General features: G+C 61.6%; 26 protein-coding genes. 16 read left to right on the top strand and 10 right to left on the bottom strand.

What is annotated here, in order from left to right; translation table 11 throughout:
* Positions 1 to 39 precede the first annotated feature (39 nt).
* Together LDN75_RS18870 and LDN75_RS18865 are read right to left on the bottom strand one after the other, a co-directional pair.
* Entirely contained in the window at positions 40 to 414 is a 375-nt protein-coding gene (locus LDN75_RS18870; protein ID WP_223934229.1) for a hypothetical protein, read from the bottom strand.
* Positions 415 to 921 (bottom strand): hypothetical protein, encoded by a 507-nt coding sequence (locus LDN75_RS18865; RefSeq protein ID WP_223937693.1) that lies wholly within the window; start codon positions 919 to 921, stop codon positions 415 to 417.
* Positions 922 to 1,525: 604 nt separating this feature from the next.
* Here LDN75_RS18865 and LDN75_RS18855 point away from each other — a divergent pair.
* The 3 genes from LDN75_RS18855 (at position 1,526) to LDN75_RS18845 (ending at position 4,202) form a co-directional block, all read left to right on the top strand.
* Entirely contained in the window at positions 1,526 to 1,981 is a 456-nt protein-coding gene (locus LDN75_RS18855) for a hypothetical protein (protein WP_223937692.1), read from the top strand.
* 47 nt (positions 1,982 to 2,028) lie between these two features.
* Positions 2,029 to 2,916 carry an MBL fold metallo-hydrolase gene (locus LDN75_RS18850; protein WP_223934228.1) on the top strand — a complete coding sequence of 296 codons (888 nt, stop codon included), beginning with the start codon at positions 2,029 to 2,031 and terminating at the stop codon, positions 2,914 to 2,916.
* Between the two features lie 116 nt (positions 2,917 to 3,032).
* Positions 3,033 to 4,202 (top strand): hypothetical protein, encoded by a 1,170-nt coding sequence (locus LDN75_RS18845; RefSeq protein WP_223934227.1) that lies wholly within the window; start codon positions 3,033 to 3,035, stop codon positions 4,200 to 4,202.
* 82 nt (positions 4,203 to 4,284) lie between these two features.
* Here the strand turns inward: LDN75_RS18845 and LDN75_RS18840 are convergent, their stop codons facing one another.
* Positions 4,285 to 4,911, bottom strand: coding sequence for a hypothetical protein (locus LDN75_RS18840; protein WP_223934226.1), 627 nt, complete (start codon positions 4,909 to 4,911; stop codon positions 4,285 to 4,287).
* A 31-nt stretch (positions 4,912 to 4,942) separates the two neighbouring features.
* Here LDN75_RS18840 and LDN75_RS18835 point away from each other — a divergent pair, with 31 nt between their 5' ends.
* Positions 4,943 to 5,902 (top strand): hypothetical protein, encoded by a 960-nt coding sequence (locus LDN75_RS18835; protein WP_223934225.1) that lies wholly within the window; start codon positions 4,943 to 4,945, stop codon positions 5,900 to 5,902.
* A gap of 103 nt (positions 5,903 to 6,005) precedes the next feature.
* Positions 6,006 to 7,223, top strand: a complete 1,218-nt coding sequence (locus tag LDN75_RS18830; RefSeq protein ID WP_223934224.1) for an MFS transporter — start codon at positions 6,006 to 6,008, stop codon at positions 7,221 to 7,223.
* A 159-nt stretch (positions 7,224 to 7,382) separates the two neighbouring features.
* Here the strand turns inward: LDN75_RS18830 and LDN75_RS18825 are convergent, their stop codons facing one another.
* Both LDN75_RS18825 and LDN75_RS18820 read right to left on the bottom strand, forming a co-directional pair.
* A complete protein-coding gene (locus LDN75_RS18825) occupies positions 7,383 to 7,793 on the bottom strand; it encodes a DUF6855 family protein (RefSeq protein WP_223934223.1) in 411 nt (136 codons plus the stop codon).
* A gap of 106 nt (positions 7,794 to 7,899) precedes the next feature.
* A complete protein-coding gene (locus LDN75_RS18820; protein ID WP_223934222.1) occupies positions 7,900 to 8,451 on the bottom strand; it encodes a hypothetical protein in 552 nt (183 codons plus the stop codon).
* Positions 8,452 to 8,683: 232 nt separating this feature from the next.
* Here LDN75_RS18820 and LDN75_RS18815 point away from each other — a divergent pair, with 232 nt between their 5' ends.
* The 3 genes from LDN75_RS18815 to LDN75_RS18805 are packed head-to-tail and all read left to right on the top strand — an operon-like array spanning position 8,684 to position 11,044.
* Positions 8,684 to 9,328: a phosphatase PAP2 family protein gene (locus LDN75_RS18815; RefSeq protein WP_223937632.1), complete on the top strand. Its 645-nt coding sequence runs from the start codon at positions 8,684 to 8,686 to the stop codon at positions 9,326 to 9,328.
* Positions 9,325 to 9,999, top strand: coding sequence for a response regulator transcription factor (locus tag LDN75_RS18810; protein ID WP_223934221.1), 675 nt, complete (start codon positions 9,325 to 9,327; stop codon positions 9,997 to 9,999). Before LDN75_RS18815 ends, LDN75_RS18810 begins: the two co-directional genes overlap by 4 nt.
* Positions 9,992 to 11,044 (top strand): HAMP domain-containing sensor histidine kinase, encoded by a 1,053-nt coding sequence (locus LDN75_RS18805; RefSeq protein ID WP_223934220.1) that lies wholly within the window; start codon positions 9,992 to 9,994, stop codon positions 11,042 to 11,044. Before LDN75_RS18810 ends, LDN75_RS18805 begins: the two co-directional genes overlap by 8 nt.
* A gap of 5 nt (positions 11,045 to 11,049) precedes the next feature.
* Here the strand turns inward: LDN75_RS18805 and LDN75_RS18800 are convergent, their stop codons facing one another.
* Positions 11,050 to 11,802 carry an ABC transporter permease gene (locus LDN75_RS18800; RefSeq protein WP_223934219.1) on the bottom strand — a complete coding sequence of 251 codons (753 nt, stop codon included), beginning with the start codon at positions 11,800 to 11,802 and terminating at the stop codon, positions 11,050 to 11,052.
* Positions 11,803 to 12,062: 260 nt separating this feature from the next.
* Here LDN75_RS18800 and LDN75_RS18795 point away from each other — a divergent pair, with 260 nt between their 5' ends.
* Positions 12,063 to 12,323: a hypothetical protein gene (locus LDN75_RS18795; RefSeq protein ID WP_223934218.1), complete on the top strand. Its 261-nt coding sequence runs from the start codon at positions 12,063 to 12,065 to the stop codon at positions 12,321 to 12,323.
* Between the two features lie 96 nt (positions 12,324 to 12,419).
* Here the strand turns inward: LDN75_RS18795 and LDN75_RS18790 are convergent, their stop codons facing one another.
* Together LDN75_RS18790 and LDN75_RS18785 are read right to left on the bottom strand one after the other, a co-directional pair.
* Positions 12,420 to 13,331, bottom strand: a complete 912-nt coding sequence (locus tag LDN75_RS18790; RefSeq protein ID WP_223934217.1) for a phosphatase PAP2 family protein — start codon at positions 13,329 to 13,331, stop codon at positions 12,420 to 12,422.
* A gap of 299 nt (positions 13,332 to 13,630) precedes the next feature.
* Positions 13,631 to 16,318 (bottom strand): AMP-binding protein, encoded by a 2,688-nt coding sequence (locus tag LDN75_RS18785; RefSeq protein WP_223934216.1) that lies wholly within the window; start codon positions 16,316 to 16,318, stop codon positions 13,631 to 13,633.
* Positions 16,319 to 16,504: 186 nt separating this feature from the next.
* On the opposite strand from LDN75_RS18785, the gene LDN75_RS18780 reads away from it, so the two are divergent.
* From LDN75_RS18780 to LDN75_RS18765, 4 genes are read left to right on the top strand one after another with little or no spacing between them, the layout of a single operon-like run.
* Positions 16,505 to 17,923, top strand: coding sequence for an extracellular solute-binding protein (locus tag LDN75_RS18780; RefSeq protein WP_223934215.1), 1,419 nt, complete (start codon positions 16,505 to 16,507; stop codon positions 17,921 to 17,923).
* The gene (locus LDN75_RS18775) at positions 17,920 to 18,885 is read left to right on the top strand and encodes a sugar ABC transporter permease (RefSeq protein WP_223934214.1); all 966 of its coding nucleotides are present in this window, start codon (positions 17,920 to 17,922) and stop codon (positions 18,883 to 18,885) included. Before LDN75_RS18780 ends, LDN75_RS18775 begins: the two co-directional genes overlap by 4 nt.
* Positions 18,886 to 18,893: 8 nt before the next feature.
* Complete coding sequence (locus LDN75_RS18770) at positions 18,894 to 19,766, top strand: carbohydrate ABC transporter permease (protein ID WP_223934213.1); 873 nt, start codon at positions 18,894 to 18,896, stop codon at positions 19,764 to 19,766.
* Positions 19,767 to 19,792: 26 nt separating this feature from the next.
* The gene (locus tag LDN75_RS18765) at positions 19,793 to 21,205 is read left to right on the top strand and encodes a glycoside hydrolase family 32 protein (RefSeq protein ID WP_223934212.1); all 1,413 of its coding nucleotides are present in this window, start codon (positions 19,793 to 19,795) and stop codon (positions 21,203 to 21,205) included.
* Positions 21,206 to 21,372: 167 nt separating this feature from the next.
* On the opposite strand, the gene LDN75_RS18760 is transcribed toward LDN75_RS18765, so the two are convergent.
* A complete protein-coding gene (locus tag LDN75_RS18760; protein WP_223934211.1) occupies positions 21,373 to 22,428 on the bottom strand; it encodes a LacI family DNA-binding transcriptional regulator in 1,056 nt (351 codons plus the stop codon).
* A gap of 144 nt (positions 22,429 to 22,572) precedes the next feature.
* Between LDN75_RS18760 and LDN75_RS18755 the strand changes: the two genes are divergently transcribed.
* Complete coding sequence (locus tag LDN75_RS18755) at positions 22,573 to 22,914, top strand: DUF5655 domain-containing protein (protein ID WP_223934210.1); 342 nt, start codon at positions 22,573 to 22,575, stop codon at positions 22,912 to 22,914.
* 27 nt (positions 22,915 to 22,941) lie between these two features.
* Here the strand turns inward: LDN75_RS18755 and LDN75_RS18750 are convergent, their stop codons facing one another.
* Entirely contained in the window at positions 22,942 to 23,562 is a 621-nt protein-coding gene (locus tag LDN75_RS18750; protein WP_223934209.1) for a DUF2510 domain-containing protein, read from the bottom strand.
* Between the two features lie 103 nt (positions 23,563 to 23,665).
* Here LDN75_RS18750 and LDN75_RS18745 point away from each other — a divergent pair, with 103 nt between their 5' ends.
* Positions 23,666 to 24,274, top strand: coding sequence for a hypothetical protein (locus LDN75_RS18745; protein ID WP_223934208.1), 609 nt, complete (start codon positions 23,666 to 23,668; stop codon positions 24,272 to 24,274).
* A 60-nt stretch (positions 24,275 to 24,334) separates the two neighbouring features.
* Positions 24,335 to 25,363, top strand: coding sequence for an o-succinylbenzoate synthase (locus LDN75_RS18740; RefSeq protein ID WP_223934207.1), 1,029 nt, complete (start codon positions 24,335 to 24,337; stop codon positions 25,361 to 25,363).
* The last annotated feature ends 66 nt before the right edge of the window (positions 25,364 to 25,429 follow it).

The following is a 25,429-nucleotide window of genomic DNA, read 5'->3' as shown; positions in this document are numbered from 1 at the left end:
GGCTCGTAGCAACCGGATTGAGATCCTCCTCCGTCTCGCCTAGGAAGCCAGTCCCTTGATTAGCGCTGCAAATTGCATGACGGCCTCGTTGCGTTTGCGGATATTTATCCCCCTGTGAAGGCCTCGGTGAAGGTCCCCAACGAATCTATCCACGTCAAGCCTTCGGACTTTGTTCATGAGTTTGGAGTGCTCCTCGGATTCGAGGAGAGTTGCTAGATGCCGCCCGAACAGTTCCGTTACCGTCATCGTCATGTCATGACCGTACGAGGCCAGTAGACCGAACTCGTGGTCGTAAATGTGATCTTCATCGGTTGGAGTCGGCTCCAACCAGGTGAGCGCTGTTCCGATATCTTCCGCGTCCTTCGTCTTGAACCACTTCGAGCGGTCGGCCAGGGCTTCCAGCTTCAGGACCACCTAAAAGGCTGGGTCCACCACGCGAACGGTGCCCAGCTTGGGAAGAACGAAGCAATCCGCGGCCTTGAACGCCGTTCTGTAGCCGAGAACGTTGATTTGCTGGTCGCCCCTCGGAGTTTGGACGACTCCGATGGGATCCTCTAGTTCTCCGAAAGGAATGACATCTACTGGGACGTTCTCGACGCGGAATCGGATCGCAGACTTGCTGCTGTCGAGTAGCTTATATGTCGTATTTAGTTTTTCGATGCCGGTCCACGACTGTAGGGTCAGCGCCACGTCGATGTCGCTTGTGGTACTGAGCTCGGCCGGATCCTTCCCGAAGCTCCGATGGTGTAGGTTACGAGCCTCAGCACCGACCACCATGAAGTCGTCCGTGGTCAAGTCTGTTTGCTGAAGTACTGAACCTACAACCGAGCCCAAGGGTTCAAAGTACGCCGCCGCGTAGCCACTGAAGTTCAGGCTCCTCCTGAAGGTAAACATGGGCTGCCTCCTGTTCACGGGGATCATGGGATGAGCTTAAATCGGCGTACACAAGCAATGGAGGCGCCGTGTCTTGCTCCCGTGCTCTATCTGGCTCATCGAGAAACTCACGTGGCGGACTCTTCCAGAATCGTTTGCGTATCTCGACATTGGGATATTCACTTTTCCTAAGCCTGCCAGCCCGAATCAGATCGGCGCTGAGCTCTGCAACGTATACAGCCCTTACTCGCGGCCGGACAAGCCCTGGAACTGCGGATCCCCCGCTAAGAGTCGCATTGGCTTCCACGACCTCAGGTAACGGTGTCTCCATCGCGGCGATGTGCAGCGAAGGTCCTAGTCGATTCCGATATGCGGCTAGCCAGGCTTGGGCGATAATATGCCGCCCTGAACCTATCCAGCGTCGTTCGTGCATCATGTCGATTTCCTCGAGATGGCGAAGGGTTCGCGGGACGAGTCCGAGCGAGACCCCCGCGACTTCGGCAATGATCCGGGAGGGCGCAGTTGGAAGCTTGGGCCAAGTCAGTATGCAGAAGACCAGTTGCGCGGTCTTCGTTGAGGTGAGGTCAATAGAGCGGCCTCTATCGTGCTCTCGGAGCCACTCCTTAAAGGGTTCTTCCGATTTGGGCCCCGAATGGCGTTCGACCTCGAGGACTATCCCGGGCGAACGAATACTAATTCGCCCAGTGAGATCGGCGTGGTTGACGGAGAGTCTGCGAAGTTCCGAACTCATAGCAGGACCGATTCTTGGAGCCAGGACGAAATCGGCGCCAATTTCACGAGCGACCGCCGCGCTGAGGCCGATCGGCAAGGGGTATTCACCGATTTCGACAGCGGACTGGGTGAAGTCCAGACCCTCCAAGGAGAAGAACAGCAAGTAGGTTGGGAAATCCGTGCCCGCTTTCATTGGACCAAGATCAACGCGCCACCCCCTTCGACGACACATCTCTTGGAAGGCGTAGAACATCAGGTCGTGATCCATGTTCAATATTTTAACCTGTTCAATCAGATTGAACAACGAGAATTTTTGAACACTTCCAAGGACGCCGCTGTGCCTGTCTTTCGGCTTCTCCCAGCTGCGCATGGGTAGAATCGAGGCCTGAACATCGCCGGATTGCACTGGATACGGAGAACTCATTGTCAGCTTGGCACGAACTTGGCACGGACAACTACGTCTTGGAAACCGAGGGATCCTTACTCAACACCGGGCTCGTAGTTGGCAGTGAGCTCGCCATGGTCATTGACACCGGATGTGGCCCGCGCCAGGGCCGCGAGATACTTGCTGCTGTCCGGGAAAAGACCCAGCTTCCGCTGGTGGTAGTCAACACCCACGCGCACTACGACCACTTCTTCGGCAACGCTGTTTTTGCGGACGACGGCGTGACAGAGTTTTGGGCGCACGCCAACTGTGCGGCAACCATTGAGCGGGACGCCGACAACCAGCGTCGCTTCGTCACCACGAACGAACCGGAGATGGCCGCTGGGGAGGGCGACGCCGTCGACATCGTTGTTCCGAACGCGATCGTTGGCGACCAGCCGGTTCTGGTGGACCTTGGCGGAATTACGGCGACACTGTTCTATCTGGGTCGCGCCCACACCGACGGTGACCTCCTGGTGGGGACCAACTCGACGCTCTTCGTAGGCGACCTCGTCGAGCAGGGAGCCCATCCTTCGTTTGAGGACTCTTATCCCGAGGAATGGGCAGACGTCCTCCGGCACATCTCCGCTTTGCGTCACCGCTACGAATTCCTGGTCCCTGGCCACGGCAAGCCTGCGAGCGACGAATTCGTCAAGACCATGGCCGACACCATGAGCACCGCAGTGCGGCAGGCAACCCAGTCCATCCGCGACATGCCCAACGATGCCACCAAAGCCATCCCGGTGCTGCCTTATGGACCTGAGCAGTCGCGCTGGTTCATCAAACGGCTCCAGGAGACCAATGCCCAGCACGGACGGGCTGCGGGCGGATCCCTGGCGACGCCTGACTTTGGACCCGAGAAGACTGGCTTTTACCCTTCGTCATAAATGAAGGTTGCTTATAAATTTGTCATCTTGATTACTGCCTCCCCATGGACTATTGGGTAACACCAGTCCTAGGATGAAGTCGACCATCGGTTTGCGGCTACCTGGGGGGTGTCGAGATGAAGGCCATTCGCGCAATTCCGCGCGCTACTCAGATTCTCCGCTCCGTCATGATCGCTGGCGCTGGTACCGCAATTTGGATGGCCTTGTCCGCGACGGCGGCCAACGCCGATTCCGGGATCACCGATAATCACTCGTTGCTTGGTGGAGTGACGTCTTCGGTGTCTTCAACTGTTTCATCAGCCGACGGTGTCAGTACGCAGGCCAACAAGGCGCTCGGTGCCACAACGGGTGCGGCTAAGAAGGCTGTTGGGTCAGTTGCAACTGCCGCCACACCAAAGGCTTCGGGACCCGCGGTCAGTATCCCGGTACCGAACGTACCGCTTCCCGCTCCCGCCAAAGCCGTTATCCCGACGCAACCGATAACCGTGCATGTTCCTGCTGTAACTCCGGTGGTTGGGCAGGTGGCTGACTCCACGGACAAAGTGATCGCCACGGTCCCCGTGATCAAGCAAGTAGTTCCCGGGGACACGGTTGGGAGCGTTGCTGACAGGCTGGTCAAACCTGCCACGGGCAGCATTGACGACACCGTTGAAACCGTTCTTCCTCCAGTGAATGATGTCCTGGAGCCCGCTGGGCTGGACCCGGTGACGGACGTGACCAACCCGGTTGGGGCGCCCATCGTTAGGGTCATCGACAGCATCCTGCCGCCTCTCGGCAACGTCCTGCCTCCGGCCGCTGGACCCGGAAACCTGCTTCCACCGCTATTGGGCGGCGGGGCTATACTCCCCGAAACGCCAGGTGCTGGGGATATCCAGCCTCCCGCCGTCGGTACTTCGCCGGCAGCGACTTCAGTCGCCGACGACTCGGCCACGGAATCCGCTGGCCTGCCCCTAGGGACAACCCCGCCCACCTTTAATGCCGGCGTTTCACTGACCTTTGTTCTGGCGCGAGGTTTTGCTCCTGCTTCGTCTGGAGCCGTAACCGGCGCCTCTGCCATCGTCGAACCTGAGGCTCCAACCGAACTGCCTGCTGACCCCGACGCGGCACCCCTCGGTGTCATTGGCGCGGGCTCGGGTACCTCACAAAATGGGCCACCAAGCCCTGCAGCAGCCTTCCTGCACGGTGCGTTGATCGTTCCTGCAGACTCACTTTCTGGTCCAGCAGCGGCCAGCAATGAAGATCATCCAAAGCCGGTGTCCTTCGATCCCGGCTCATCTCCTGACTAGTTCCCCAGCCCAGCCGCGCTTCTACATGCGGCCGATGGTTAGCCGGACGATCCGTGATGGGACGTCTTTGGGAACACGACCTTCAGGAGAAGATCACAATGAACTCGACAATTCGCAGGTGCCTGATCGGCACATGCTTTGCCGGAGGCTTGATCGCCCTCGGCGGGACCGCGGCCAACGCGGCAGATACGACCAGCGGAAAGGACGGCATCCTTTCCGGTACCCAGGTGGTGGCACCGGTGACAGCGCCAGTCAACACAGGCGCAACGTCATTAGCCCTTGTGGGAGATTCTTCCTCAACCACAAAGGCGCCAGCAGCCGCTCCGGCTGCACAGACAGCGCCAGCTGCCAGCACCACCGGTTCCAACGGCGTTGGCTCCGGGACACAGGTAGTCGCGCCCGTAACAGCGCCCATAAACCTGGGCTCGTCATCAGTGGGTCTGCTGGGGGGCTCCACTGCGACGGGCCCAGCCAAACCTGCCGCTCCAACTGCATCAAGCAGTTCGACGCCGGCGGCTGGCACCAACGGTTCCGGCGGCACAGCCTCCGGTACCCAAGTAGTTGCACCGGTGACGATCCCCGTAACTGTGGGATCGACGTCGACGGGTGTCCTGGGGGACTCATCGGCAACGACATCACCAGCAGCAACATCAGGTTCTGCGCCGGCCCAAGCGCCAGCGCAGGCAACAACGTCGGGGGGAGATAGCATCGCATCCGGCGCTCAGGTAGTGGCTCCGATATTGGTCCCTGTTAACATCGGAGCCACTGCCGCGGGTGTGGGTGGAGATTCATCTGCCACGTCCGGCGCACCCTCGAATACAGGCAGCGCACCTGCTGCCGCTACTCCGGGTGCAACGACCAGCGGTTCTGATGGTGTTGCTTCCGGGACTCAGGTGGTTGCTCCGGTTACCGCTCCGGTGACTGTTGGTTCGACCTCCGCGGGTGTGCTGGGTGATTCCTCTGCCGGCACAACTGATACTTCCGGTGGGACTGCACCGGCGGGAACGTCGGGTGCTAAGACCAGTGGATCGGATGGCATTGCATCCGGGACTCAGGTGGTGGCTCCGGTTACTGCCCCGGTGACTGTTGGTTCGACCTCCGCGGGTGTGCTGGGTGATTCCACTGCCGGCACAACTGGTACTTCCGGTGGGACTGCACCGGCGGGAACCGCACCAAGTGGCACCACGAGTGGGAGTGACGGGATTATCTCCGGCACGCAGTTGGTTGTTCCGATCACGGCTCCTGTCGCCATCGATTCCACTTCGCTTGGCATCGGTGGCGCTTCGGTAGGATTCATCACGCCTCCCGTGGTGAATCCTCCGGTTGTGAATCCGCCCGTGGTCAACCCTCCCGTCGTCAACCCGCCAGCGGTTAACGAGCCGGGCGGTGCTGGACTTGGCGTTGGCGGTGCTAACCCTGGCACCACCAATCCGGGTGTCGAGATCGGTGGTGCCGGATTCGGCAACGCTGGCATCGGGACGACCGGAATCGGTGGCACTCAGCTGGGTGGCAGCCTTGTAACCGCAGGCGGCACGCAAGGTGTGCTGACAGCAGGCGCTGCAACCGGCGTCGGGGGTTCCAACTCCCTGGCCACTACGGGATTGGACGGCAGCTTCACTCTCTGGGCAGTTGGCCTTCTTCTAATGGGCCTGGCGCTGTCAGCAGGCGGTCATCGGAAGGCAACCGCTAACCGCATCTAATCGCCTGGACGAGGCCTAGTCTCGCGAGCAGTTGTCGCGGTTCCGGATCTCCGGATCTGCGACAACTGCGAGGCGGCTGGGTTGGAGTCCTAGGATGAAGGGGATGACAACTACCCAAGAAGAACAAAACTTCAGCCTCCGCAGCATTGCGCTACCGGCCTTCGGGCCAGCGCTGTTGTTCTGTATCGGCGAAGGGGCGGTTCTTCCGGTGATCGCGCTCTCGGCGCGTGACCTTGGAGCATCGGTAGCAGTCTCGGCGTTGATCGTCACGCTAATCGGTTTGGGATCCTGGCTCTTCAATATCCCGGCATCGCTGATCACCATGAGGTTCGGCGAACGTTGGGCAATTGTCGGGGCAGGTGCCGTAGGAGCCCTTGCCCTCGGCGCAGCAGCTTTCGCTCCGCAGATGGAGCACGGGATCTGGCTGCTGGCCGCGGCTATGACCTTGGTGGGCATGTCTGCGAGCGTCTTCAACCTTGCCCGCCAGAAGTACCTCACCGAGGCTGTCCCCGTAATGTTCCGCGCTCGTGCGCTCTCCACTCTGGGCGGTGTCACGAGGATCGGCATCTTCATCGGTCCGTTCATCGGTGCCGGCGTGATGCAGTTCGCTGGAATCAGCGGGGCGTACTGGGTTGGTTTTGTCGGGATGATGCTCGCCGCTGCCTTGTCGCTCACCATCCCGGACTTGGAGGCTCCCGCTACGTCCGACGGCGGACCAGTCGTTCCAGCGTCAACGCTGCGAAACGTGGCCGCTTCACATGCGGGTGTCTTCCTGTCTGTGGGCTTCGGAATTCTACTCCTCAGCGCGCTGCGTGCTTCGCGCCAAGTTGTCATCCCGCTGTGGGCTGATCACCTGGGCATGGACGCGACACAAGCCTCCCTGATCTACGGCCTCTCGGGAGCCATCGACATGTTGGTGTTCTATCCGGCAGGGAAGCTCATGGATCGCAAGGGACGGCAGTGGGTGGCGGTTCCGTCCACGGTGATCATGGGAACGGCGTTGATCCTCATCCCGTTTACGGGTGGGTTCGTGCCGCTGTTGTTGGCTGCCCTGCTGATTGGCTTTGGCAATGGCATCAGCTCCGGGTTAATCATGACGTTGGGCGCTGACTTCTCACCGGACAACGGAAGGAGCCACTTCCTTGGCATCTGGCGCTTCATTGCTGATTCGGGTGCTACAGGTGGACCGGTACTCTTATCCGCCCTGACTGCTGCCATTTCGCTCGCCGCTGGCGTCTGGGCTACTGGCGTCCTGGGCTTCGCAGCGGCAGCCGTGTTCGCCGTCGCAATACCCAGGCTGAAGCATCGACGGAACTACTAACTCCAAATCTTAGATGGGTTCCCGGGCGGCGTTCCTTCCGGACCCTGTTTGCGGCTGCCCAGCTGGCAAATCAACCCATTCAGGGTGTTTCCCCGCCGAGCAAGGCTCAAAGTAGGTCAGGAAGCCCCGCGTTCCTGAGTGGTCCACGGCAATAGTTGGTTAGTTGGGGATGGCTCGAACCATGTTGTTGCGTTTCTCGTGGGTCAGTTCGACCAGCCCGAGTTTTTCGAGCAGCGGCGGGAGGTACATACCAAAGCGGCCGCGGTATCCTTTGCGGAGCCCGTACCACCCGGATACAGGGTTCATGGGGTCCCGTCCCCATGCCTCAACGCTTCCCTCTGGTGCTGGTTTATTCTCATCGGCCGCGCCCAGAGGCACCCAGTCTTGCTGCTCACGGAGCCAGGTGGACAGATCCTCGATGGCTCGCAGGTGATACTTCAGGGTGGTCGATCCTACTTGGCAAACAAGGGCTGGCGGGTCTGACTCCGGGTCGCTGTACATGGAGTACTCCGACGAGCCCGGTGCCGTGACCAGCACCCATGGGTCTTCTTTGGTTCCTTCAGCAGTCATGACAGGTCCTTTCCCGCGTCCCCGGTTTCAGCGTAGAGGAGTAAGGCTCCCGCACCTACAGCAGGATGGCCGTTTACTGATGTTGGTTTAACAGGGAAAAATCCGCCTAGGAGATTGGCTGGCGGGAGCGCCGGAGCGAACGTCCCCGAAGAATCTCTGCCGCGCCGTATCCCAGGCCAAGGACAATCATGCTGCCCAGCCACGCCGTCGACAGGAAGATCAGGACCATCCAGTTCCTGTCCTCGACAGGTTTAAGCGACTGCCCCGCGACGACTACCTGTTCCCCAGCCGGGCGCGCTACCACCGCCATGCGTAGACCCGGCTCCGGCTGCCAGGTCACGGCATCGGATCCAGTCCGTCTTGCCGCCTCGAGGACTCCGTCAGGAAGGACGGGAAAGGACCCATGAAGGGCGGCTGTGCCGGACATCGGTTTGTTATCCGCCCCGTAGACAATGACGAAGACACCGCTGTCAGGATTCAATTCCAGCGGCGGCGCAGTTGGCGCCGGAGAACCAATGGCTTCAACCCGTGCTGCAGCAGCAGCCGTCGGCGCATCATTCGCTGCGCGGCGGCCCAACTGCTGCAGCGTGACGTAGGCACTTCCGAAGATGAGAGTGACGATGACGGCTGCGGCCAGCCAACCGATGACCCGTTGCATTCCTCCATCTTCGGCCCAATACGGCCAAGACACACGAAGATGCCGAAAAATGGGCATCCAGACCCAAACTCACAGCCCGGCCTGGGACTTCTTAATGAGTTCTTAATTGCCCTCGCGAGAATTGGAAGAACGATACGTCCTGCCGAAGGGTCCCATGTTGCCGCAACCTACACTTCCCCCAGTACCCCTACAGCGGCTGCCAGCACCCAAACACTGGCTTGCCGTTGGGCTTATGTTGGTGGCAGTCGTCATCGCAGTCGGGCTGGCGGTCCAGGTCGTGCCAGGGTTTACGTCGGCTGAGCTGACTGTGGATCAGAACTTCAGCCGCAACCATAACCCTGTCCTGACCGGTTTAGCCCTGGCTTTTAACCTGCTGTTCGAGCCTGTGGTGGGAGCGATGGTGGTGCTCGCTACAAGTCTGTATCTCCTGCTGATTCGACGTTCCCCCCAGAAAGCTGTGCTGTTTGCCCTCACAGTTGGTTCGGGATGGTTAAGCTGCCAACTGTTCAAGGTGGTCATCGGCAGGATCCGGCCCGACCCGGCACTCTTGTTGGACCCGCTGGCGCCGGAGCCGGTATCCAACAGCTTTCCCAGCGGGCACACCTGTCTGGCCGTCGCCCTGGCCTTGGCAGCGTATTTCGTGGCCCGGGGTACCCGAGTGGAGAAGCCCGTTCTCTGGACAGGAATGATCCTCGCAGTGATCGTCGGCTGGTCCCGTGTCTACATCGGCGCGCACTATCCACTGGATGTCATGGCGTCGTTTCCGGCGACCATTGGCGTCGTCGTGTTGATGGCTGGTCTCTGGAACCGTCAAGCACCATCGATCGTGGCCCGGTTCCAGTCCGCGAGAGACCGGCGCGCAACAATGGATTCGTGACCACTGCAACCAAGCCATCCCTGCTCCTGGTCGAAGACGACGTCGTCCTCGGGCCGCTCATCGCCGAGCTCCTTGAGCCGGACTACCAGGTTCACGTCGCCGTCGACGGCCATGAAGGCCTGCATCGGGGACTCTCCCGGATCTGGGATGTGATGGTGGTGGACCGGCGCCTGCCCGGCATGGACGGCGTCGCGCTGATTGCCGCGCTCAGGTCCAGGGGTATCGCCACCCCTATCCTCATACTCACCGCCCTCGGCGCAACGGAGGAGAAGGTCAGGGGACTCGACGCCGGCGCGAATGACTACATGACCAAGCCCTTCGACCTCTTGGAACTGGGAGCCCGGCTAAGGGCGTTGACCCGCAGCTACCAGCAAGAGGTCAAGACCTTCAGTATTGGAGACTGGGAACTGGACCCTTCTTCCAGGTCCGTCCGTTCCATTCACGGATTCCGAACCTCATTGACGGCCAAGGAGAGTGAATTGCTGACTACGATGGCCGCGCAACCGGACCACGTGTTCACACGGGAAGAGCTGATCAATGCCACCTTCAGCCAAGGTGAACTGCCCGGAGTGATCGACACCTACGTCCACCACCTGCGTCGGAAGATCTCCAGATCGATCGTCCGTACCGTGCACGGGGTGGGGTACCAGATCGGCGACGCGAATGACTGAACATCCTGCTCCTTTGGGCCAGGACCAGGCATTCCTGCGTAGGACATCCATGAGAATCGCCCTCGGCATCAGTGCCGCCTGCGCCGTTCTGGTCCTCTGCCTTCTGGCGGCGTCCACGCTTTACCTGCTTAACCAGTCCGGCAGCCCGGAACCGGCTGAACCCGGCGCCGTGTACGCCTATCTAGATACCAACGATCTGATCAAAGCCATGATCATCGCAGGAGCGGCCGGCATCCTTCTGGCCGGGGGCGTTGGATGGCTCAGTGCACGCAGCGCGATCCGTCCGCTGGGTGAAGCGCTGGCCATGCAGCGGCGTTTCGTCCAAGACGCGAGCCACGAGATGCGCACGCCATTGGCCATCCTGGACGCCAGAGTTCAATTGGCGCAGCGCGGCACAGAATCGGATTCACCGGCCGGGCAGGCGTTGGCGCAGATCCGGAGCGACACGGCCGCGCTGACGGCGATAGTCAACGAACTCCTGGAATCCGCCATCGGAACAGGACAGCAACCGGACATAGCCCTGACCAACGTCGCCGGTGTTGCCCAGGACGTGGTGGACAGTATTCGCCAATTGGCCGTTGACCGAAGCATCACCGTGGATTTTTCCAGCATGGGGCAAGCGCGGACCCTTATTGCTCCTCAAAGACTGCACCGTGCAATCCTGGGTCTGGTCGAGAACGCACTCGTCCATACGCCGCCGGGAGGCCAAATAACGGTCGCCACCACCGTGGCCGGAGGCCAGGCCATGATCACCGTGACCGATACGGGTCCCGGCATCACCGGCATTGACCGGGCTCGGATTTTTGACCGATTTGCCCGAACAACCCATCAGGGCGGGGGCCAACAGCAACGCAGCTTCGGCATTGGGTTGTCCCTTGTTCGCGAGATCGCCGTCTCTGCGGGCGGCTCCGCGGACGTGGCCTACGCGGGCCCGCATGGTACCTCCATGAGGATTACACTGCCCGTAGCAACGACAAATCCAGGCCTCCCACGGGAAGGTGCGGCCCAAAGGTCCCTCCGCCGTTGGCCTTCACGACGCCGGTAGACGAATCACGGGTCCAACGGCGCTGGACGCACCTGAACAGCGGCACGGGAAGCGATGACTGAAACGGCGGTGAAAGCACCGGCGGCCATGATCCCGGCCAGGACCACAATCTGGAACCTCCCGGCTTCATGGGGTGAAACACCGCCGAAGATCGCCCCGACAAAAGCACCCGGAAGAGTAACTAGCCCCGTAGTCTTCGTTTGGTCAATGGATGGAATCAATGCTGAATAGACGGCGCGACGGGCCAATTCCAACGTTGACCGGCGAGGTGTCGCGCCCAGGGCCAACCACCCTTCCACTTCCTCCCAGTGATCACGGACGGCCTCCGAGAAACGGCGACCGGCCAGGGTCGCCGTGGTCATGGCGTTGCCGATGATGATGCCACCAATCGCCAATGCATAACGTGGAGTCAGCGCAACCGCGCCGCTGGCGAAGATGACGCCGAGCGTCACGGCGACGCCCAGCCCCATGGATCCGCCAACGAGGCCAAGGGTTTTCCAACTCCACCCGATTCGCCGGGCAGCAGTCGTTGCAGCCACAGCAAACATGATCAGCAGTGCCAGCGCCACGAAGCCGGGACTTGAGATGACACCGCTGAGGATGACACTGATAGCTGCTAACTGAACCGTCCCCCGCAGGATCGCCAACGCTGGCGCCCACCTGTAAGGCACTTTATAGGCGGTCAGCGCTGCCGCGGTCAGGGTCACGAGGAGAACGACCCCCAGCAAGGTCGGCCCCAAGGCCTCAATCGTCGTCATCCGGTCAGCCTAGTGTCAGGAAGAAAAGTCTGCGGGACTTGTGGTCAGGAATGGGCCGAAAGGGCGTAGCCTGAGTTTTGAGGATATTCGCTCCTGACGCCGGGCCATTCCGCGGCGCATCTTGGCGCCACCCGCCTGGCGGCCGGGTTCGCTCAAAGCACGTACACATTCTGTGCGGCCTTCACATTCAATTTCACTTGCGCTAAATCGCAGCGAGTCCGATCCAACTAACCCATCATTGAAGGGCAGTGCTGATAAGAATGCACATCAGGGAAATTTGGAACCAGCTATCTCCGGATACGCGGCAATGGCTTATCGACAATCCCGGGAGCATGATCATCCCGCGTACGGTAACGGCCAAGCTCAACCATGAAAGTGGTGAGGATGGTCCTGTCGACGGGCACGGAGGCACATTGTTGACCGAAGATGACCGGGAATTCATCCATGACCAAGCACGGGCCAGCAAGGATGAGCACGCGGGGGATCCCAGGTTCTTCGATTCCGTACGCCCGGAGGACTGAGGCACCCAAACAAGCGGCCGGTTCCACGCCGGCCGCGCGACTGGAGCGTCGCTCCAAAGGTAAGCTGTCGGCGTCGAGCGTTAAACCGCTGGTTCCTTAGCGCTTCCTGGCCGCCAAGCCGAACAGCCACGTCCCACCAAGCGCGGACAGGTATCCGGCGAGGACTATGAACGCGGTCCCGGACCAGAAGTAGTCCACGGTGCTGTCGGCGCTGAGTCCCGGCATTACTTGGAGCAGTGAGTAGCCTGCCACGATAGCTGCCAGGAGTAAGGCAATGGCGGTGAGCCATACCCAGAGCCGTGATGCAGCCCAGTGCTCGCCGTAGCCCTTCCAAACATTCCAGCTGCTTCCGGTGCGGAGGATCAGCCAGCCGGCGGGCAGCATGACAGCGCCCACCACAAGGAAGGCTGCTACGACGTCGGAAGGCCGGTGCCATTGATTGATGAGCGTGGAAACTCCAGTGGCCACGGCGAACGTGCTGCCAAGGAAGCCTGCCAGGGGCCGCCAGCGGGGCGAGACCATGAGGAAGACCGCCGCAGCAGCAGAAGCTGCCAACGTTGTGTGGCCGGACGGCAGTGAGTTGAGTTCAAGTGTCTGCACACCGCGGTCTGGCCTGTCGGGGATAAAGAACTTGAGTACCTGGGTAGCCAGATTGGCGGCGATGCACGCGGTGATGGCAATTCCTGCGGCGGTCCAACGGCGACGCGCCACCGTCACGAAGAGCACCACCAAGGTGGCGATTGCCAATGACAGGATGGGCAGCATATCCAGGAATTTCGTGGAGGCCCTGCCCGCAGATCCGCTCAGTTCGGTGGCCTCGACCAATGCTGACTCGTCGATGAACTGACCCATGGTGGTCCGCACGAAGAAGTAGTACGTGGCAATCAAGCCCAGCATGCTGGCGATGGTACCGAGGCAGAAAAGCAGTCCTGTACCGAAACCGGGCTTGCGACCTTGTGCTGACCGGTCAGGGGACATTGCCAGGGAGCGGGACTGCTGGGAACTCATTGAATCTAGACTGCCACAGTTCGCTGGAAGGCTCATGTGAAGATGCCTCTGGCGTGGCGTATATATCAATAAGGCGCCTTATGGTCAAGGGTAAATCGGCCTACTCTTAACGTATGGAACCTACTACAGGCCTAATGCTGGCGTTGCTGGCTGTGATTGTCTGGCTGGGGATAACCATTGTGCCGCTGATGCTGCTGGCTCCGTCGCATTCTCGGGAAGATGGGACCTCCGCGAACCGGAGAGGCCGCCGCGAGGGTCACAAGAGGGCGTTTTCGGGCGCGCGACCAGTCTTCTCGCACTCATCCGCGAGAACGCGATCGATGCGCCATCCTCGTATCCAGCACTGAAAACCTATCCAGCACTGAACCCCCACCCAGCACTGAACCCCCGTCCGGCTGTGAGCCGGAGGAATTAACGTGGCGCCGCTTTTGTCGGTGACGAAGCCACCGCTCCACGCTGCCCATGGCCCGCGTCGCAGTGGCCCAGTAGGCCACGCCCACGAGCAATGATGCCGCAAGGGCCAGTCCCTGGTTGGCCTGTTCAAAGAGCGGATACACGAGCCAGTGCGTGACGTAGATATACAAGGATGAGCTGGCCAAAAGTGCCGTGATGCGGTGCAGGCCACGCGGCACGGGCAGGGTAGGGATCCAGAGCAGGATGAGGAAGCCGGCCAGGATAGTGGCGCTGCGGTATTCGTTGCTGAAGGACCCTGGAATCGTCAGGAGGGCGAAGGCGGTCATGGCAGCGCGTTGCCACCGCTTTCTGGATACAGCAGCAGCCCATCCGAAGGCGAACAGCCACAGGACAGGCCCTTGGCCAGGGTACGGCAACTCGATGACGTCGAAGCGCTGCAGGAGGTCGACACCGGCCAACGCGAGAGGAAACGCCCACGGCCATCTGCGCAGTGCACGGTCTACCGCGGGTATGGCCAGCAGGACAGCCAATCCGACCAGGATGTGAACCAATACTTCGACAAACCAGAAGCGGGACATGTCAGTCCACCCCTGCGGGCCCACGAGCGAGTTCAATAAGAGCACGTTGTGCCAGCCGTAGTCGTCAGTGACGGCGAAGGCGGCGCCGATGACCACGACGCTGGGTATGACAATCCGCGCCACGGCACGCAACTGCCGACGGAGCCGTTCCCGCCGGGATCCCGTCAGCTGGAAACGGGCAAAGTTGTAGCCAGCCACCGCCATAAGCACGTGCGCGGTGCCTTCCCAGGAGAAGAATTTGATGTGCGTGGCCACGATGAAAATGATGGCCACCGCACGCAGCACGATCCCCGTTTCCATGCGTGCCGACAACTTCCCCCGCCATGTACGGAGAAATCCCTTGCCCATGGCACCCGCATCTTCCCGGGTTCGATGAGCTGTGGGCTCAGATGCCGGGACGAGCTCGCAAATGGGCATCAGGTGCCACCCTTGAGGGATGCGGCCCAGCGCGCGCTCAAGCCGGACTGACGCAGCTACATAGGAGAGCGAATCTCCGCCAAGGGAAACGAAGCTGTCCGTCTCTGCGATGTCCTGGCGTTCCAGGACGTCTGCGAAGATCTCACGAACAGTCTCTGTCTCAGGCGCGGGTTCCGAGGACTGTGCCCCGTGGCCCCGCTCGGACTGCGCAGACAATGCGAGGATGGCCGGATAATCAGGCTTCCCATTGCCGAGCCGTGGAATGTCTGGCACCGAATGCAGCTGGACGGCTGCGCGCGGTAGGCCCAGATCCTGCGCCAGGCTCTTGGCTACCAAGGCGAGATCGTGGTGGCCCTCCACCGCGGCGACCACAGCGTCGTCGGAGCCGGCGGCAGCGGCTGTTAGTCCAAGGTCGGCAAGGAGCCGTTCCACCCGTCCCAGGTCAACGCGTAGACCAACGATTTTCACGAATCGGCTGCGCCTGCCAACGATCTCATAGAGCTCATCAGGTCCAAGCCGGGCAAGGTCCCCCGTGTGGAGCTCTGTGACTTCCCGCCCAAGGGCCAGGTCTTCGGGCTTTTCTGCGTAGCCCAGCATGACATTCGGGCCTGTGTAGACCAGCTCATGGTCGTCCAACCCCGGGACCGGTTCGAGCCGGAATTCTCCGCCGGGAATCGCGACTCCAATGGCCTGTGGATGCTCCGCCGCCAGGTCCGGCGGCAAGTAAGCCATGCGGGCTGTGGCTTCGGTCTGCCCGTACATGACAAAGAGGTCCCAACCGCGCTCCCGGCCCAACTCTGCATAGGACCGGACGCGCTCCGGAGTAAGGCGACCTCCGGCCTGCGTGATGTAGCGCAGGCTCGGAACGTCTATGTGCTCGAATCCCGCACGGTCCAGAAGCTCGAAGGTGTAAGGCACGGCAGCGAAGGAGGTCACCCTCTGGGAACGGACCAAGTCCCAAAAACAGGGGTCCACTACGGAGAGGTCCGTCAGCGCCAGAGATGCGCCTACCAGAAGATGGCTGTTCACCACGCTCATCCCATAGCAGTAGGAGAGGGGGAGTGTTGTGGCGGCAGTATCGCTGGGGCGAAGGTGCAAGTACTGTGCGATGGCTGCCGCGTTCGCCTGGATGGAAGCCCCGGAAAGGCGAACGAGTTTCGGTGATCCCGTGGAGCCTGACGTGCTCACCAGAAGCGCCAGATCCGGGTGCAACTGGTGTGTTGTCTCGTGTCGGCGCACTTCCACAATGGGTTCACTGTTGGAGGTCCGGGCAATGATGTCTGGATCGTAGGCCGCGATGAGTGTTTCGGCTGCTTTTCCGCCGCCCGCGGGCAGGATAAGCAACGGATGGCCTGACGCCAGGGCGGCGAGATACACAGTCAGGGACGGCAGGGTGTTGTCGGCTTCAAGGGCGATCAGGCGCCGCGCAGGGCCGAGTCTGCGTGCCATGTCCTCCACTCGCGCGGCAAGGTCGCGGTAGCTGATGGTGCAATCCCCGGTGCTGATGGCTGTGCGGTCGCCGAAAGACGCCAGGTTGGTGGCGAACGAGATTCGGGCCACATCCGGTTGGGTAGTCACGGGTCAATGTAACAAGGTAAACCTAACCTAACTCAACTGGATAATGCCTTGGCGAAGAATCATGACGCGATTGGCGGCTCCCCCGCAGAGTACTGTCGTGAGGCCGCCGCAACACTCCTGTGACGGTTGACACGTGTTAGGTGACCGGAATAGGCTTCCTCACACGTGTTAGGGAAGGAAATCTACATGCCGGGAACCAATGGGGCTTTGCGACAATTCACACGCAGAACCGCCCTCACAGCCCTCGGTGCTGGGATAGTCGGAGCAACAGCGGCGTCGTGGCCGCGATTGACTGGGACGGATATTCCAGGCCGGGGAGACAATAGCCTCAGCATCGCCATCATGGGCACCGCCGCAGACGCCGCAGCGCGTCAAAAGGTCATCGACGCCTTCGCGAAGGTCCACCCCGAGATCAAGGTCAAGGTCCAAGCCATCCAGGCCGTGGACTGGAAGGACTTCTTCACCAAGATCCTCACCATGGTGGCAGCAGGCACGCCGCCGGACGTTGTGTACGTGGCAACGGAAGGCGCCCAGCTCTTCGCCGAGAAGCTGGCCCATCCGCTGGACGAGTACCTGCGCCGCGACGCCGAGCACATGAAGGAGTACTTCGAGGACGTCCACCCCAGCCTGGTGGAAGCCTTCATGTACAAGGGCAGCCTGTTCCAGCTCCCTATCGACTGGAACGCCGCCAACATGTACTACAACACCGCAGCATTCCAGCAGGCCGGCCTTGAACGCCCTGCCGACGACTGGACGCACCTGGACTTCCGCAGCACGCTCGCTGCGATGAAAAAGGCCAAGCCACAGGACTTCACGCCCTATTACTGGACCAACCGACTCTTCGGTGGAGTAGTGCCATGGCTGTATGCCAACGAGACGAGCTTCCTCAAAGAAACCAAGTCCACCGGCGGCGAATGGCTGTGGGATGGCTTCTATGGCAACGATCCCTCGCGCAGCCTCCGCTCCGGCGGTTACCAATGGCTGGAACCCAACGCGGACGATCCCCGCGTCTTCGAATCGTTCGACTACCTCCGCGGCCTGGTGAAAGACGGGCTGGGTGTCCGGCCCGAGGAAGGCGGCGGCAGTGCACTGATTGGTCTCTTCGCCTCCAACAGGATAGGTACGACGCCGGCGGGCGGCTATTGGGTGCAAGGCCTCCACGAAGCGGGAATGACGGAAGATGGATTCGACGTCCAGTTCTTCCCGAAATGGCGAGGTCAGCGGCACCAGTTCGGCACGGCAGGCTACGCCATCATGAAGACCGCCAAGGACAAGGACGCAGCCTGGGAATGGGTAAAGTTCAGCTCCAGCCTGGAGGCCATGAGGATCGTGTTCCCCACACCGAACACCACTCCCGCCCGCCGTTCCATGGTCAACGAACAGCTCTACGCAGGCACCGGCCCGCGGAACTGGAAGGTCTTCTACGACACGCTTGACCGGTTCCCCACCACAGGTCCCATTCCGGCACCACCCCAGCAGGCCGCCGTCGAGACGGCGCTCATGAAGAACGTATCCCTGGCTGTCAGCGGGGACGAGCGCCAGCTCAAACAGGCCCTCGAATCAATGCAGCGCGATCTTGAACTGGCCCTGAGGAGGCAGCCATGAGCACCGCAACCAGTACCCCCACCGGGACAGGGAAGCAGCCGGGCAGCCGTCAGGCCACCCACAAGCACAGCCAACCCTCCAAGCGTGGCCGCGTCCAACAACGCTGGCTGCCATGGGCCTTCCTTGCCCCGACCATCGTGGGCATGGGGATCTTCACCCTCCTGCCGATCGTCGCTTCGGTGGCGCTCGCCTTCTTCCGCTGGGACATCATCTCCGCGCCGACGTTCGTGGGCTTCGATAATTTCGCCGAGGTAGTCCAGGACCCGACGGTGCGCGTCTCGTTCCTCAACACCATCGTGTTCGTCATCGTGGCCGTCGCCCTCCAGTTGGGACTCGCCCTGGGCTTGGCCATCATGGTGCAGGAGAAGCTCCCGGCCTGGCTGCGGGTGTTCTTCCGCTCGGCCTTCTTCTTCCCGCTGATTCTTTCCGCCGCATCGGTCTCCATCTTCATGCGGTACCTCTTCAACGAGCAGTTTGGCGTGGTGAACTGGCTGTTGTCCCTGGTCGGCGTGCCCGCAGTACCGTGGCTGACGACGCCAGGGGGATCGGCCGCCGTCGTAATTCTCGTGTACGTGTGGCAGAACTTCGGCTTCTCGTTCCTGCTGTTTGTTGGCGGGCTTGCCTCGATCCCGGTTGAAACCTATGAGGCCGCATCGATCGACGGTGCCACCGGGTGGCGCAAGCACTTCTACGTCACCCTGCCGCTGCTGAGCCCCACCACCCTGGTGGCCTCGGTGATGGCCATCATCAACGCCCTGCAAGTGTTCGATCAGCCCTATGTGCTCACACGCGGCGGGCCCGGCGACTCAACGCGCACCGCCGTCATGGTGATCTTCGAATCCGCGTTCCAACGCCTCGAATTCGGCCAGGCCTCGGCGATCGGCGTGATCCTGACGCTCATCATCATGGCCATCACCGCCGCGCAGTTCCGGCTCAGCAAACGATTCGTCTTCTACCAGTAAGGCCCGCCATGACCCTCATTTCAGATCGTGTTGAAACCACGGCGCCTGTAGTTACGCGTAAAAAACGCGACTGGTCAGTTGCCGGGCGCGTCGCCATCTTGCTGATCGCATCCGTCTTTGTCCTGGGCCCCGTCCTCTGGACGTTATCCACCTCGCTGCGGCCGCCGTCGGAATCCTTCAAACTGCCGCCTGCCTTCCTGCCGCTGAACCCCGATCTCGCGTCCTACCAGCAGGTGTTCAAGCAGCTCAACATCGTGGGACTGGTACTGAACAGTGCCCTTGTGACCGGACTGATCGCCGTCGGACAGATGGTGACCGCGGCACTGGCTGGTTACGCGTTCGCGCACCTTCGTTTTAGGGGACGGGGCGCCCTGTTCTCCATCGTGCTGGCCACCATGATGGTGCCCGCCCAGGTGACGATCGTGCCGGTGTTTATGCTGATCCGAGGTGTTGGGCTCTCGGACACGCTGCTCGCGTTGATCATTCCGGCCATCCCGACGGCGTTCGGCACCTTCCTGATGCGCCAATACTTCATGGGATTGCCGGGTGAGCTCGCTGAGGCCGCCGCTATTGATGGCGCCTCACCGTGGCGGACCTTCCGCTCCGTCTACGCGCCGCTGGCCATGCCGGGCCTGGCGATCGTGGGCATCCTGGCGTTCAACTTCCACTGGAACGAGTTCTTCAGGCCACTCATCATGACCATCTCCGAGCAGAACTTCACACTGCCATTGGGACTGGTCTCCCTCCAAGGCAACCTCGGCACAGGAAGCATCTCCGTGGTGCTCGCCGGCGTCGTACTCTCCATGATTCCCGCGCTGGTGGTGTTCATGTTCGGCCAGCGCGCACTGCAGGACGGACTCACCGCCGGAACGGGCAAGTAGCTCCACTCATTATTGAAAGGGTTCCAGTGACGGACCTTGCACTTTTTAGTTCCCTTGTTTCGGCTGCCAGCCATCCGGATCCGGCGTTCCCGCGCTTCCACCCGCGTCCCGCCCAAGGCTGGATCAACGATCCCAACGGCGTCAGCTACATCAACGGCCGATACCACGTCTTCTTCCAGTACAACCCGGAATCTGCCCGACACTCGCAGATCCAGTGGGGCCACGTGAGTTCCCCCGACCTGATCCAGTGGGAAGAACACCCCGTAGCTTTGAAGCCGCAGCCCGGAGGTCCGGATTCCGCAGGCTGCTGGACGGGCGTGGTGACCTCCGATGGTGGCGTCCCGACCGCGGTCTACTCGGGCGTCCGCGATCACGGAGGGCACTCGCAGGTAGTCATTGCCCGCGGTTCCTCGGACCTGGTGACGTGGGAGCAGACCGGGCACGTTGCTGCGTCAATGCCCTCCGATCCTCTGGTCACGGCCGTGCGCGATCCCTTCATCTTCCGCTTCAACGGGGCTCGATACGCCCTCCAAGGAGCGGGCCTGTCTGATGGGCGCGCCGCTCTGCTGCTGTACACAGTGGAGGACATGAATGACTGGCACTACGAGGGGATTTGGCTAACCTCCGCTGATCCCGTGGCTGCCGTTCACACGCCTGCCGAGATTTGGGAGTGCCCGCAGTTGGTGCAGGTGCCTGACGCGTCGGGCGGCTCCGCGTGGGTGATGATGTTCTCGCTCTGGCTGGCTGGCGATGACCACGAGCACGCCAACGGGGTTGGGCACCTGATCGGTTCCCTTGCCTCGGACCCCGCGACGGGGCTGCCTGTGTTTGTGCCGTCCTCCGGTGGGAAGTCCGATCTGGGGCGCGACTTCTATGCACCGCAGGTTGTCCAGCTCTCTTATGGTTCCTCTGGTTCTTCGCCTACGGCGTTGTTGTGGGGGTGGGCCAACGAAGGTCCCGGACGGGACGGCCGCCGCGGCCGCACCCAGGAGGAAATCGACGACGCCGGGTGGTCGGGTGTGCTGACACATCCTCGCGTTCTGTCCGTGGTTGACGGGGCGCTGGCCGTTTCTCCTGCGCCCGAGGTATTGGCGTACAGGGGTGCTTCTGTTCTTGGGGGTGCTGCGGGCTCGGTGGTGGTTCCCGCGTTTGCCGAAGTGCTGGTGACGGGTGGTGATGTGCCTTCCGGCGTTGTGGAGTTGGCGCTCGTTTCGCATCCAGAGACCGGCTCCGGGGACAACAGGCAAGTGGTCTACTCGGGTTCCCTGGCCGCGGGGGAGGAGCTTCGGATCTTCATCGATGCTTCCCTTGTGGAGGTGTACCGCACGGGTTCGGTCGCGACGACGCTTCGCGCCTACCCGGCGGCTGGGGAAGAGTGGCAGCTCACCCTGCCCGCCGGCGCAACCGCCGACGTGTGGGAGTTGACTCTCCCCGAGTAGGCGGCAGGCCGACGTCGTGCGTTGTGGGGCCTGCTCTGCGTCCCCACCCCCTCCCTAACTTCGCAAGCTCAGCCAGGGAACCCGGGTGGTGTGGGCCCTATTTGACGTGGCAAACCCGCTATTCCGTTGTTGCCCGACAACGGAATAGCGGGTCAACGACGAACTACTCAGCGCGTGGGCGCAGGGCCGGTTGATTCCCGGATAACCAGCTGGCAGGGGACCATCGTTTCCATGGTGGTTTCCGCCGTGTCTTCGGCGGTAGCGCCCTCGATCTTGTCAAGGAGCGTCGTCATGGCCGCGCGGCCGATCTCACGCAGCGGCAGGGCCATGGTGGTGAGGGCGGGGACCATGGTGTCGGCGATCCGTTCTTCGTCGTCGTAACCCATCACCGAAAGATCCGCCGGGATGCTGAGCCCTAGACGGGCTGCGGCCAGGGCAACGCCGATTGCCAGACGGTCATTCGCGCACATGATGGCCGTGGGCCGCTCGGCCGGGGACACGCCGTCGAGCAGTTTCATGGCGCCGTGGAAACCGGCGTCGATGTCCCAACCCGCCATGGTGATCCTGTCCGCGCGAACCGACAGGCCGGCTGCGGCATACGCATCCCGGTAGCCCTCAACTCGCAGGGGAGCGGCCGGGGACTCCTCAGCGCCAGCAAGCAAGGCGATGTCCCGATGGCCCAACTGCAGCAGGTGCTCGGTGGCTTCCCTGCCGCCGGTGACTTCGTCCGGGATGACGTGATGGAGCTGAGGCTCGGGGCTGTTGTCGTAGCAATTGGCCAGGACTGATGGGACGCGCAGCATGCCGTGGGGCACATCGAGCGGCTTCAAACCCACGGTCACGTACATGAGCCCGTCCACCTGCCGGTCCAGGAGGGTTTCAATTGCACTCTCATCCCGGGCGGCGTCGCGCTCGGTATCCATGACCACGGTGACGAAGCCCCGGCTGCGGGCGACATCGTCCGCGCCGCCGATGATATTGCCGTCGAAGGGGCTGACCACAACTTCGTCGGAAACGATGCCGATCACGCGGGAGCGTTGGTTCCGCAGGCTGAGCGCGATCGCGTTGGGGGAGTAGTTGAGTTCCTGTGCGGCAAGGCGGATCCGGTCCTGGCTCTCTTTGGCCACATTGCCGTCGCCGCGGCCATTGAGCACCAGCGAGACCGCACTCCTGGACACCCCCGCCCTTTTGGCGACGTCCAGGGCTGTGGCCTTGCGGTTCATCGGGAGAGTCCTTCCATCCTTCATTTTTCAGCAGTCTACCTAACGCGTGTGAGGACGGCGCCCAAGATGCAATTCGGATGAGTCGTAGGGAGATATAGGCAGTAGGCGGCACCGGTTCAGGGAAGTGACGCTTATGCTGGCACCATGGCACGCACCGCTAGAGAGCGCATTGAAAGTGACCCTGCTTCCTCCAGTATTTACAAGGCAATCACGGATTCACTCTCCGAGTTGGAAGGCTGGGAAGTACAGGAGAACGCCTCATCCTTCCACGTCACGCACGGGCGCGCGTTTCTCGGGATTCATCCTCGTCGTGGTGGCATTCTGGTCAACATAGTCCTCGAGAGCGAGATTGAGTCAGATCGTGTTCACCGGGCTGAGCGCGTGTCGAGTAACCGGTGGCACAACGAGGTCATAGTGAAGGACGTCGCTGAAATCGACGGTGAGTTCCTGACCTGGGTTCGTGCGGCCTACGCACTTACTGCATGAATCGTGTCCTTGATTGGCGCCAAGACCTTAGGCGTTTATTGAATAACCGATCTGGGAGTACAGCGATTGCATCATTGCGGACATCCAGATGCCGGCCACGATCATGGACAACACGAATGTGCCAATGAGTGCCCACACCGGCCACATCCCACGGCCAGGGGCAACCTTCCGGACAATCACCGTGCGGCCAATGACATACACGGCGGGACTCAGGAAGCACCATGCCCAATGGAAGGGGCGGACGACGCCGGAACGGCCCAGCCGCCGGTGGTCCAAGTAGGCCATCAGGACAGATACGCCATAAATGATGACCCCTGACGCTTGGAGCAGGAAGTAGCCCGGTGTGTAGAGCGACATTGGGTCGATGGTGGTGGCACCCTGCCTGGTGGTGATCATTCTGAACTCCGGCTGCCAGGTAAGCATCAGAAGGATGCTCACCAGCGGCAGCAGCACCACCGTCCAAATGAAGGGGTTGTACACAGGCGTCTGATTGCTGATCAGCACACGCTGGAGCGGCATGAACTGCTGGCTGGCAGGTGCCAAATGCGGAGTCCATTGCACGCCGTCCCACCAGCGCATCTGCTGTGGAAAAGAAGGATCCGGGTACCAGCCGGCCGGCGTCATGGAACCATTGGGTGCGTGCGTCATATTTCCCCCGAATAGAGTCGTGAATCAGAGGATAGCGCGGTTCCATCCTTCCGTTCGGATTGCAACCCTCCCTTAGCTTTCGTGGCGGTGTAAGGATGGAAACATGACGTTCTTCGACGATCTTCCAGAGCCACCCCAACGTCCGCGCCAACCCCAGCCCCTCCGCCCAGGCTGGTCCGGTCCGCCGTCGGACGAGCTGCCTGGCGTGGTTCACATCGGCGAGTTCGTTTACAACAGCCGGCAGATAGTGATGGCGCTGAAGCTGGTTGAGGTGTATTCCACGGGATGTACTTTGGACTTGGTGTGGTCAGTTCGCCGCGGTGACGAGTCGGACCGCGAATGGCGTGACGTCATGGACCAATCCTTCAACCATCCGCGTTCAAGCCTCGATACCGGGACGGGATTGCAGATAGGGGTCGCTTTCCCCGATGGGCGCAAGGCAGTTGCAGCGATTCACGGGCCGTCGATGTACGAAGGGGCGGACGACGTCACAGGTCCCGTGCTGACTACTCTGGGCGGTGGCGGGGGGAGCAGCAATGATGAAATCGTTCAATCCACGGCCCACTACTGGCTGTGGCCTTTGCCGGTAGAAGGTGACACCCAGCTAGTGGCTCGGTGGGACGCGTTGGGCATGCCGGAAAGCTCCCTTACCTTGTCCGGTGAGCAGCTGAGCGATGCACTGGGCAAGATCCGGAAATACTGGACGGAATAGTTGTCCACATAGCCATATTGGCCTGCCGTTCTCGTCGGGAGCCGCCGGTACAGTGGCAATATGCCTGCTCGCCTCCCTGATTTGCCGTCGCTCGAAGAACTCCTGGACAACGCCCACGTCGTTTCACTGCCCATGCGCGTGAAGTTCCGCGGCATCATGGAGCGGGAAACACTCCTCCTGAGAGGGCCGCTGGGTTGGGGGGAATTCTGCCCCTTTCCGGAATACGACGACGACGAATCCTCCCGTTGGCTCTCTGCCGCCCTGGAAGCGGGCTGGATTGGTTTCCCTCCAACACTTCGGGACAGCATTCCCGTGAACGCCACCGTTCCCGCAGTCCCCGCCGAACGCGTGCCGGAAGTACTGGATCGGTTTGGCCGCGTGGATGCCGTCAAGATCAAAGTTGCTGAGCGTGGGCAATCTCTCGCCGACGACGTCGCACGGGTCACCGCCGTGCGCGATGTCCTCCCAGACGCCGCCATCCGCGTCGATGCGAACGGAGGCTGGGATGTCGGCCAGGCTGTAGAGGCACTAGGCAGATTGTCTGTTGTTGGACTCGAATACGCAGAGCAACCCGTACCGGACATTGAGGGTCTGGCTGAGGTGCGCCGTCGCCTTGCCACCGAGGGAACGCCCGTCCTGATAGCCGCAGATGAAAGCGTCCGGAAAGAAACCGACCCCCTTCGCGTTGCGAGGGCGGGTGCTGCGGACCTGATCGTCGTCAAGGTAGCGCCACTTGGGGGAGTGGTACGCGCCTTGGACATCGTCGCCCAGGCCGGCCTGCCCGCCGTCGTCAGTTCCGCCCTGGATACCTCCATCGGGATCCGCGCCGGTCTGGCGCTCGCGGCCGCGCTGCCTTCGCTGCCATACGCCTGCGGGCTTGGCACGGTTTCGCTCTTCGCCTCGGATATCACCCTGGATCCCTTGCTAGCCGACGACGGCGCCATCCGCCTTCGCGAAGCCGTCGCCGATCCCGGGCTGCTGGAGCAATACGCGGCTCCGGTGGACCGTCGCGACTGGTGGCTGGAGAGGTTGCGACGCGTACATTCCACGCTTGCGTCCTCGTGGGAAAGCATGTTCACCGAAACTTAACCAGAGTGTCCTCTCGGATTCGGATTGCGCTGAAAGGCTCAGCGGGAACCTCGTACATACTCTGGA

Source organism: Arthrobacter sp. StoSoilB5 (assembly GCF_019977235.1).
Lineage (GTDB): Bacteria > Actinomycetota > Actinomycetes > Actinomycetales > Micrococcaceae > Arthrobacter.
Note: the sequence above shows the minus strand (reverse complement) of the source record. Positions and strands in the feature narration are given on the sequence as shown.

Excerpts from the sequence above, each read along its gene's own strand:
- LDN75_RS18755 (WP_223934210.1), top strand. The coding sequence starts at position 22,573 with ATGGCACGCACCGCTAGAGAGCGCATTGAAAGTGACCCTGCTTCCTCC.
- LDN75_RS18790 (WP_223934217.1), bottom strand. The coding sequence starts at position 13,331 with ATGAGTTCCCAGCAGTCCCGCTCCCTGGCAATGTCCCCTGACCGGTCA.
- LDN75_RS18840 (WP_223934226.1), bottom strand. The coding sequence starts at position 4,911 with ATGCTATCTCCCCCCGACGTTGTTGCCTGCGCTGGCGCTTGGGCCGGC.
- LDN75_RS18795 (WP_223934218.1), top strand. The coding sequence starts at position 12,063 with ATGCACATCAGGGAAATTTGGAACCAGCTATCTCCGGATACGCGGCAA.
- LDN75_RS18815 (WP_223937632.1), top strand. The coding sequence starts at position 8,684 with ATGTTGGTGGCAGTCGTCATCGCAGTCGGGCTGGCGGTCCAGGTCGTG.
- LDN75_RS18865 (WP_223937693.1), bottom strand. The coding sequence starts at position 921 with ATGATCCCCGTGAACAGGAGGCAGCCCATGTTTACCTTCAGGAGGAGC.
- LDN75_RS18760 (WP_223934211.1), bottom strand. The coding sequence starts at position 22,428 with ATGAACCGCAAGGCCACAGCCCTGGACGTCGCCAAAAGGGCGGGGGTG.
- LDN75_RS18780 (WP_223934215.1), top strand. The coding sequence starts at position 16,505 with ATGCCGGGAACCAATGGGGCTTTGCGACAATTCACACGCAGAACCGCC.
- LDN75_RS18830 (WP_223934224.1), top strand. The coding sequence starts at position 6,006 with ATGACAACTACCCAAGAAGAACAAAACTTCAGCCTCCGCAGCATTGCG.
- LDN75_RS18750 (WP_223934209.1), bottom strand. The coding sequence starts at position 23,562 with ATGACGCACGCACCCAATGGTTCCATGACGCCGGCCGGCTGGTACCCG.
- LDN75_RS18805 (WP_223934220.1), top strand. The coding sequence starts at position 9,992 with ATGACTGAACATCCTGCTCCTTTGGGCCAGGACCAGGCATTCCTGCGT.
- LDN75_RS18820 (WP_223934222.1), bottom strand. The coding sequence starts at position 8,451 with ATGCAACGGGTCATCGGTTGGCTGGCCGCAGCCGTCATCGTCACTCTC.
- LDN75_RS18825 (WP_223934223.1), bottom strand. The coding sequence starts at position 7,793 with ATGACTGCTGAAGGAACCAAAGAAGACCCATGGGTGCTGGTCACGGCA.
- LDN75_RS18855 (WP_223937692.1), top strand. The coding sequence starts at position 1,526 with ATGGCGTTCGACCTCGAGGACTATCCCGGGCGAACGAATACTAATTCG.
- LDN75_RS18770 (WP_223934213.1), top strand. The coding sequence starts at position 18,894 with ATGACCCTCATTTCAGATCGTGTTGAAACCACGGCGCCTGTAGTTACG.
- LDN75_RS18775 (WP_223934214.1), top strand. The coding sequence starts at position 17,920 with ATGAGCACCGCAACCAGTACCCCCACCGGGACAGGGAAGCAGCCGGGC.
- LDN75_RS18740 (WP_223934207.1), top strand. The coding sequence starts at position 24,335 with ATGCCTGCTCGCCTCCCTGATTTGCCGTCGCTCGAAGAACTCCTGGAC.
- LDN75_RS18845 (WP_223934227.1), top strand. The coding sequence starts at position 3,033 with ATGAAGGCCATTCGCGCAATTCCGCGCGCTACTCAGATTCTCCGCTCC.
- LDN75_RS18745 (WP_223934208.1), top strand. The coding sequence starts at position 23,666 with ATGACGTTCTTCGACGATCTTCCAGAGCCACCCCAACGTCCGCGCCAA.
- LDN75_RS18800 (WP_223934219.1), bottom strand. The coding sequence starts at position 11,802 with ATGACGACGATTGAGGCCTTGGGGCCGACCTTGCTGGGGGTCGTTCTC.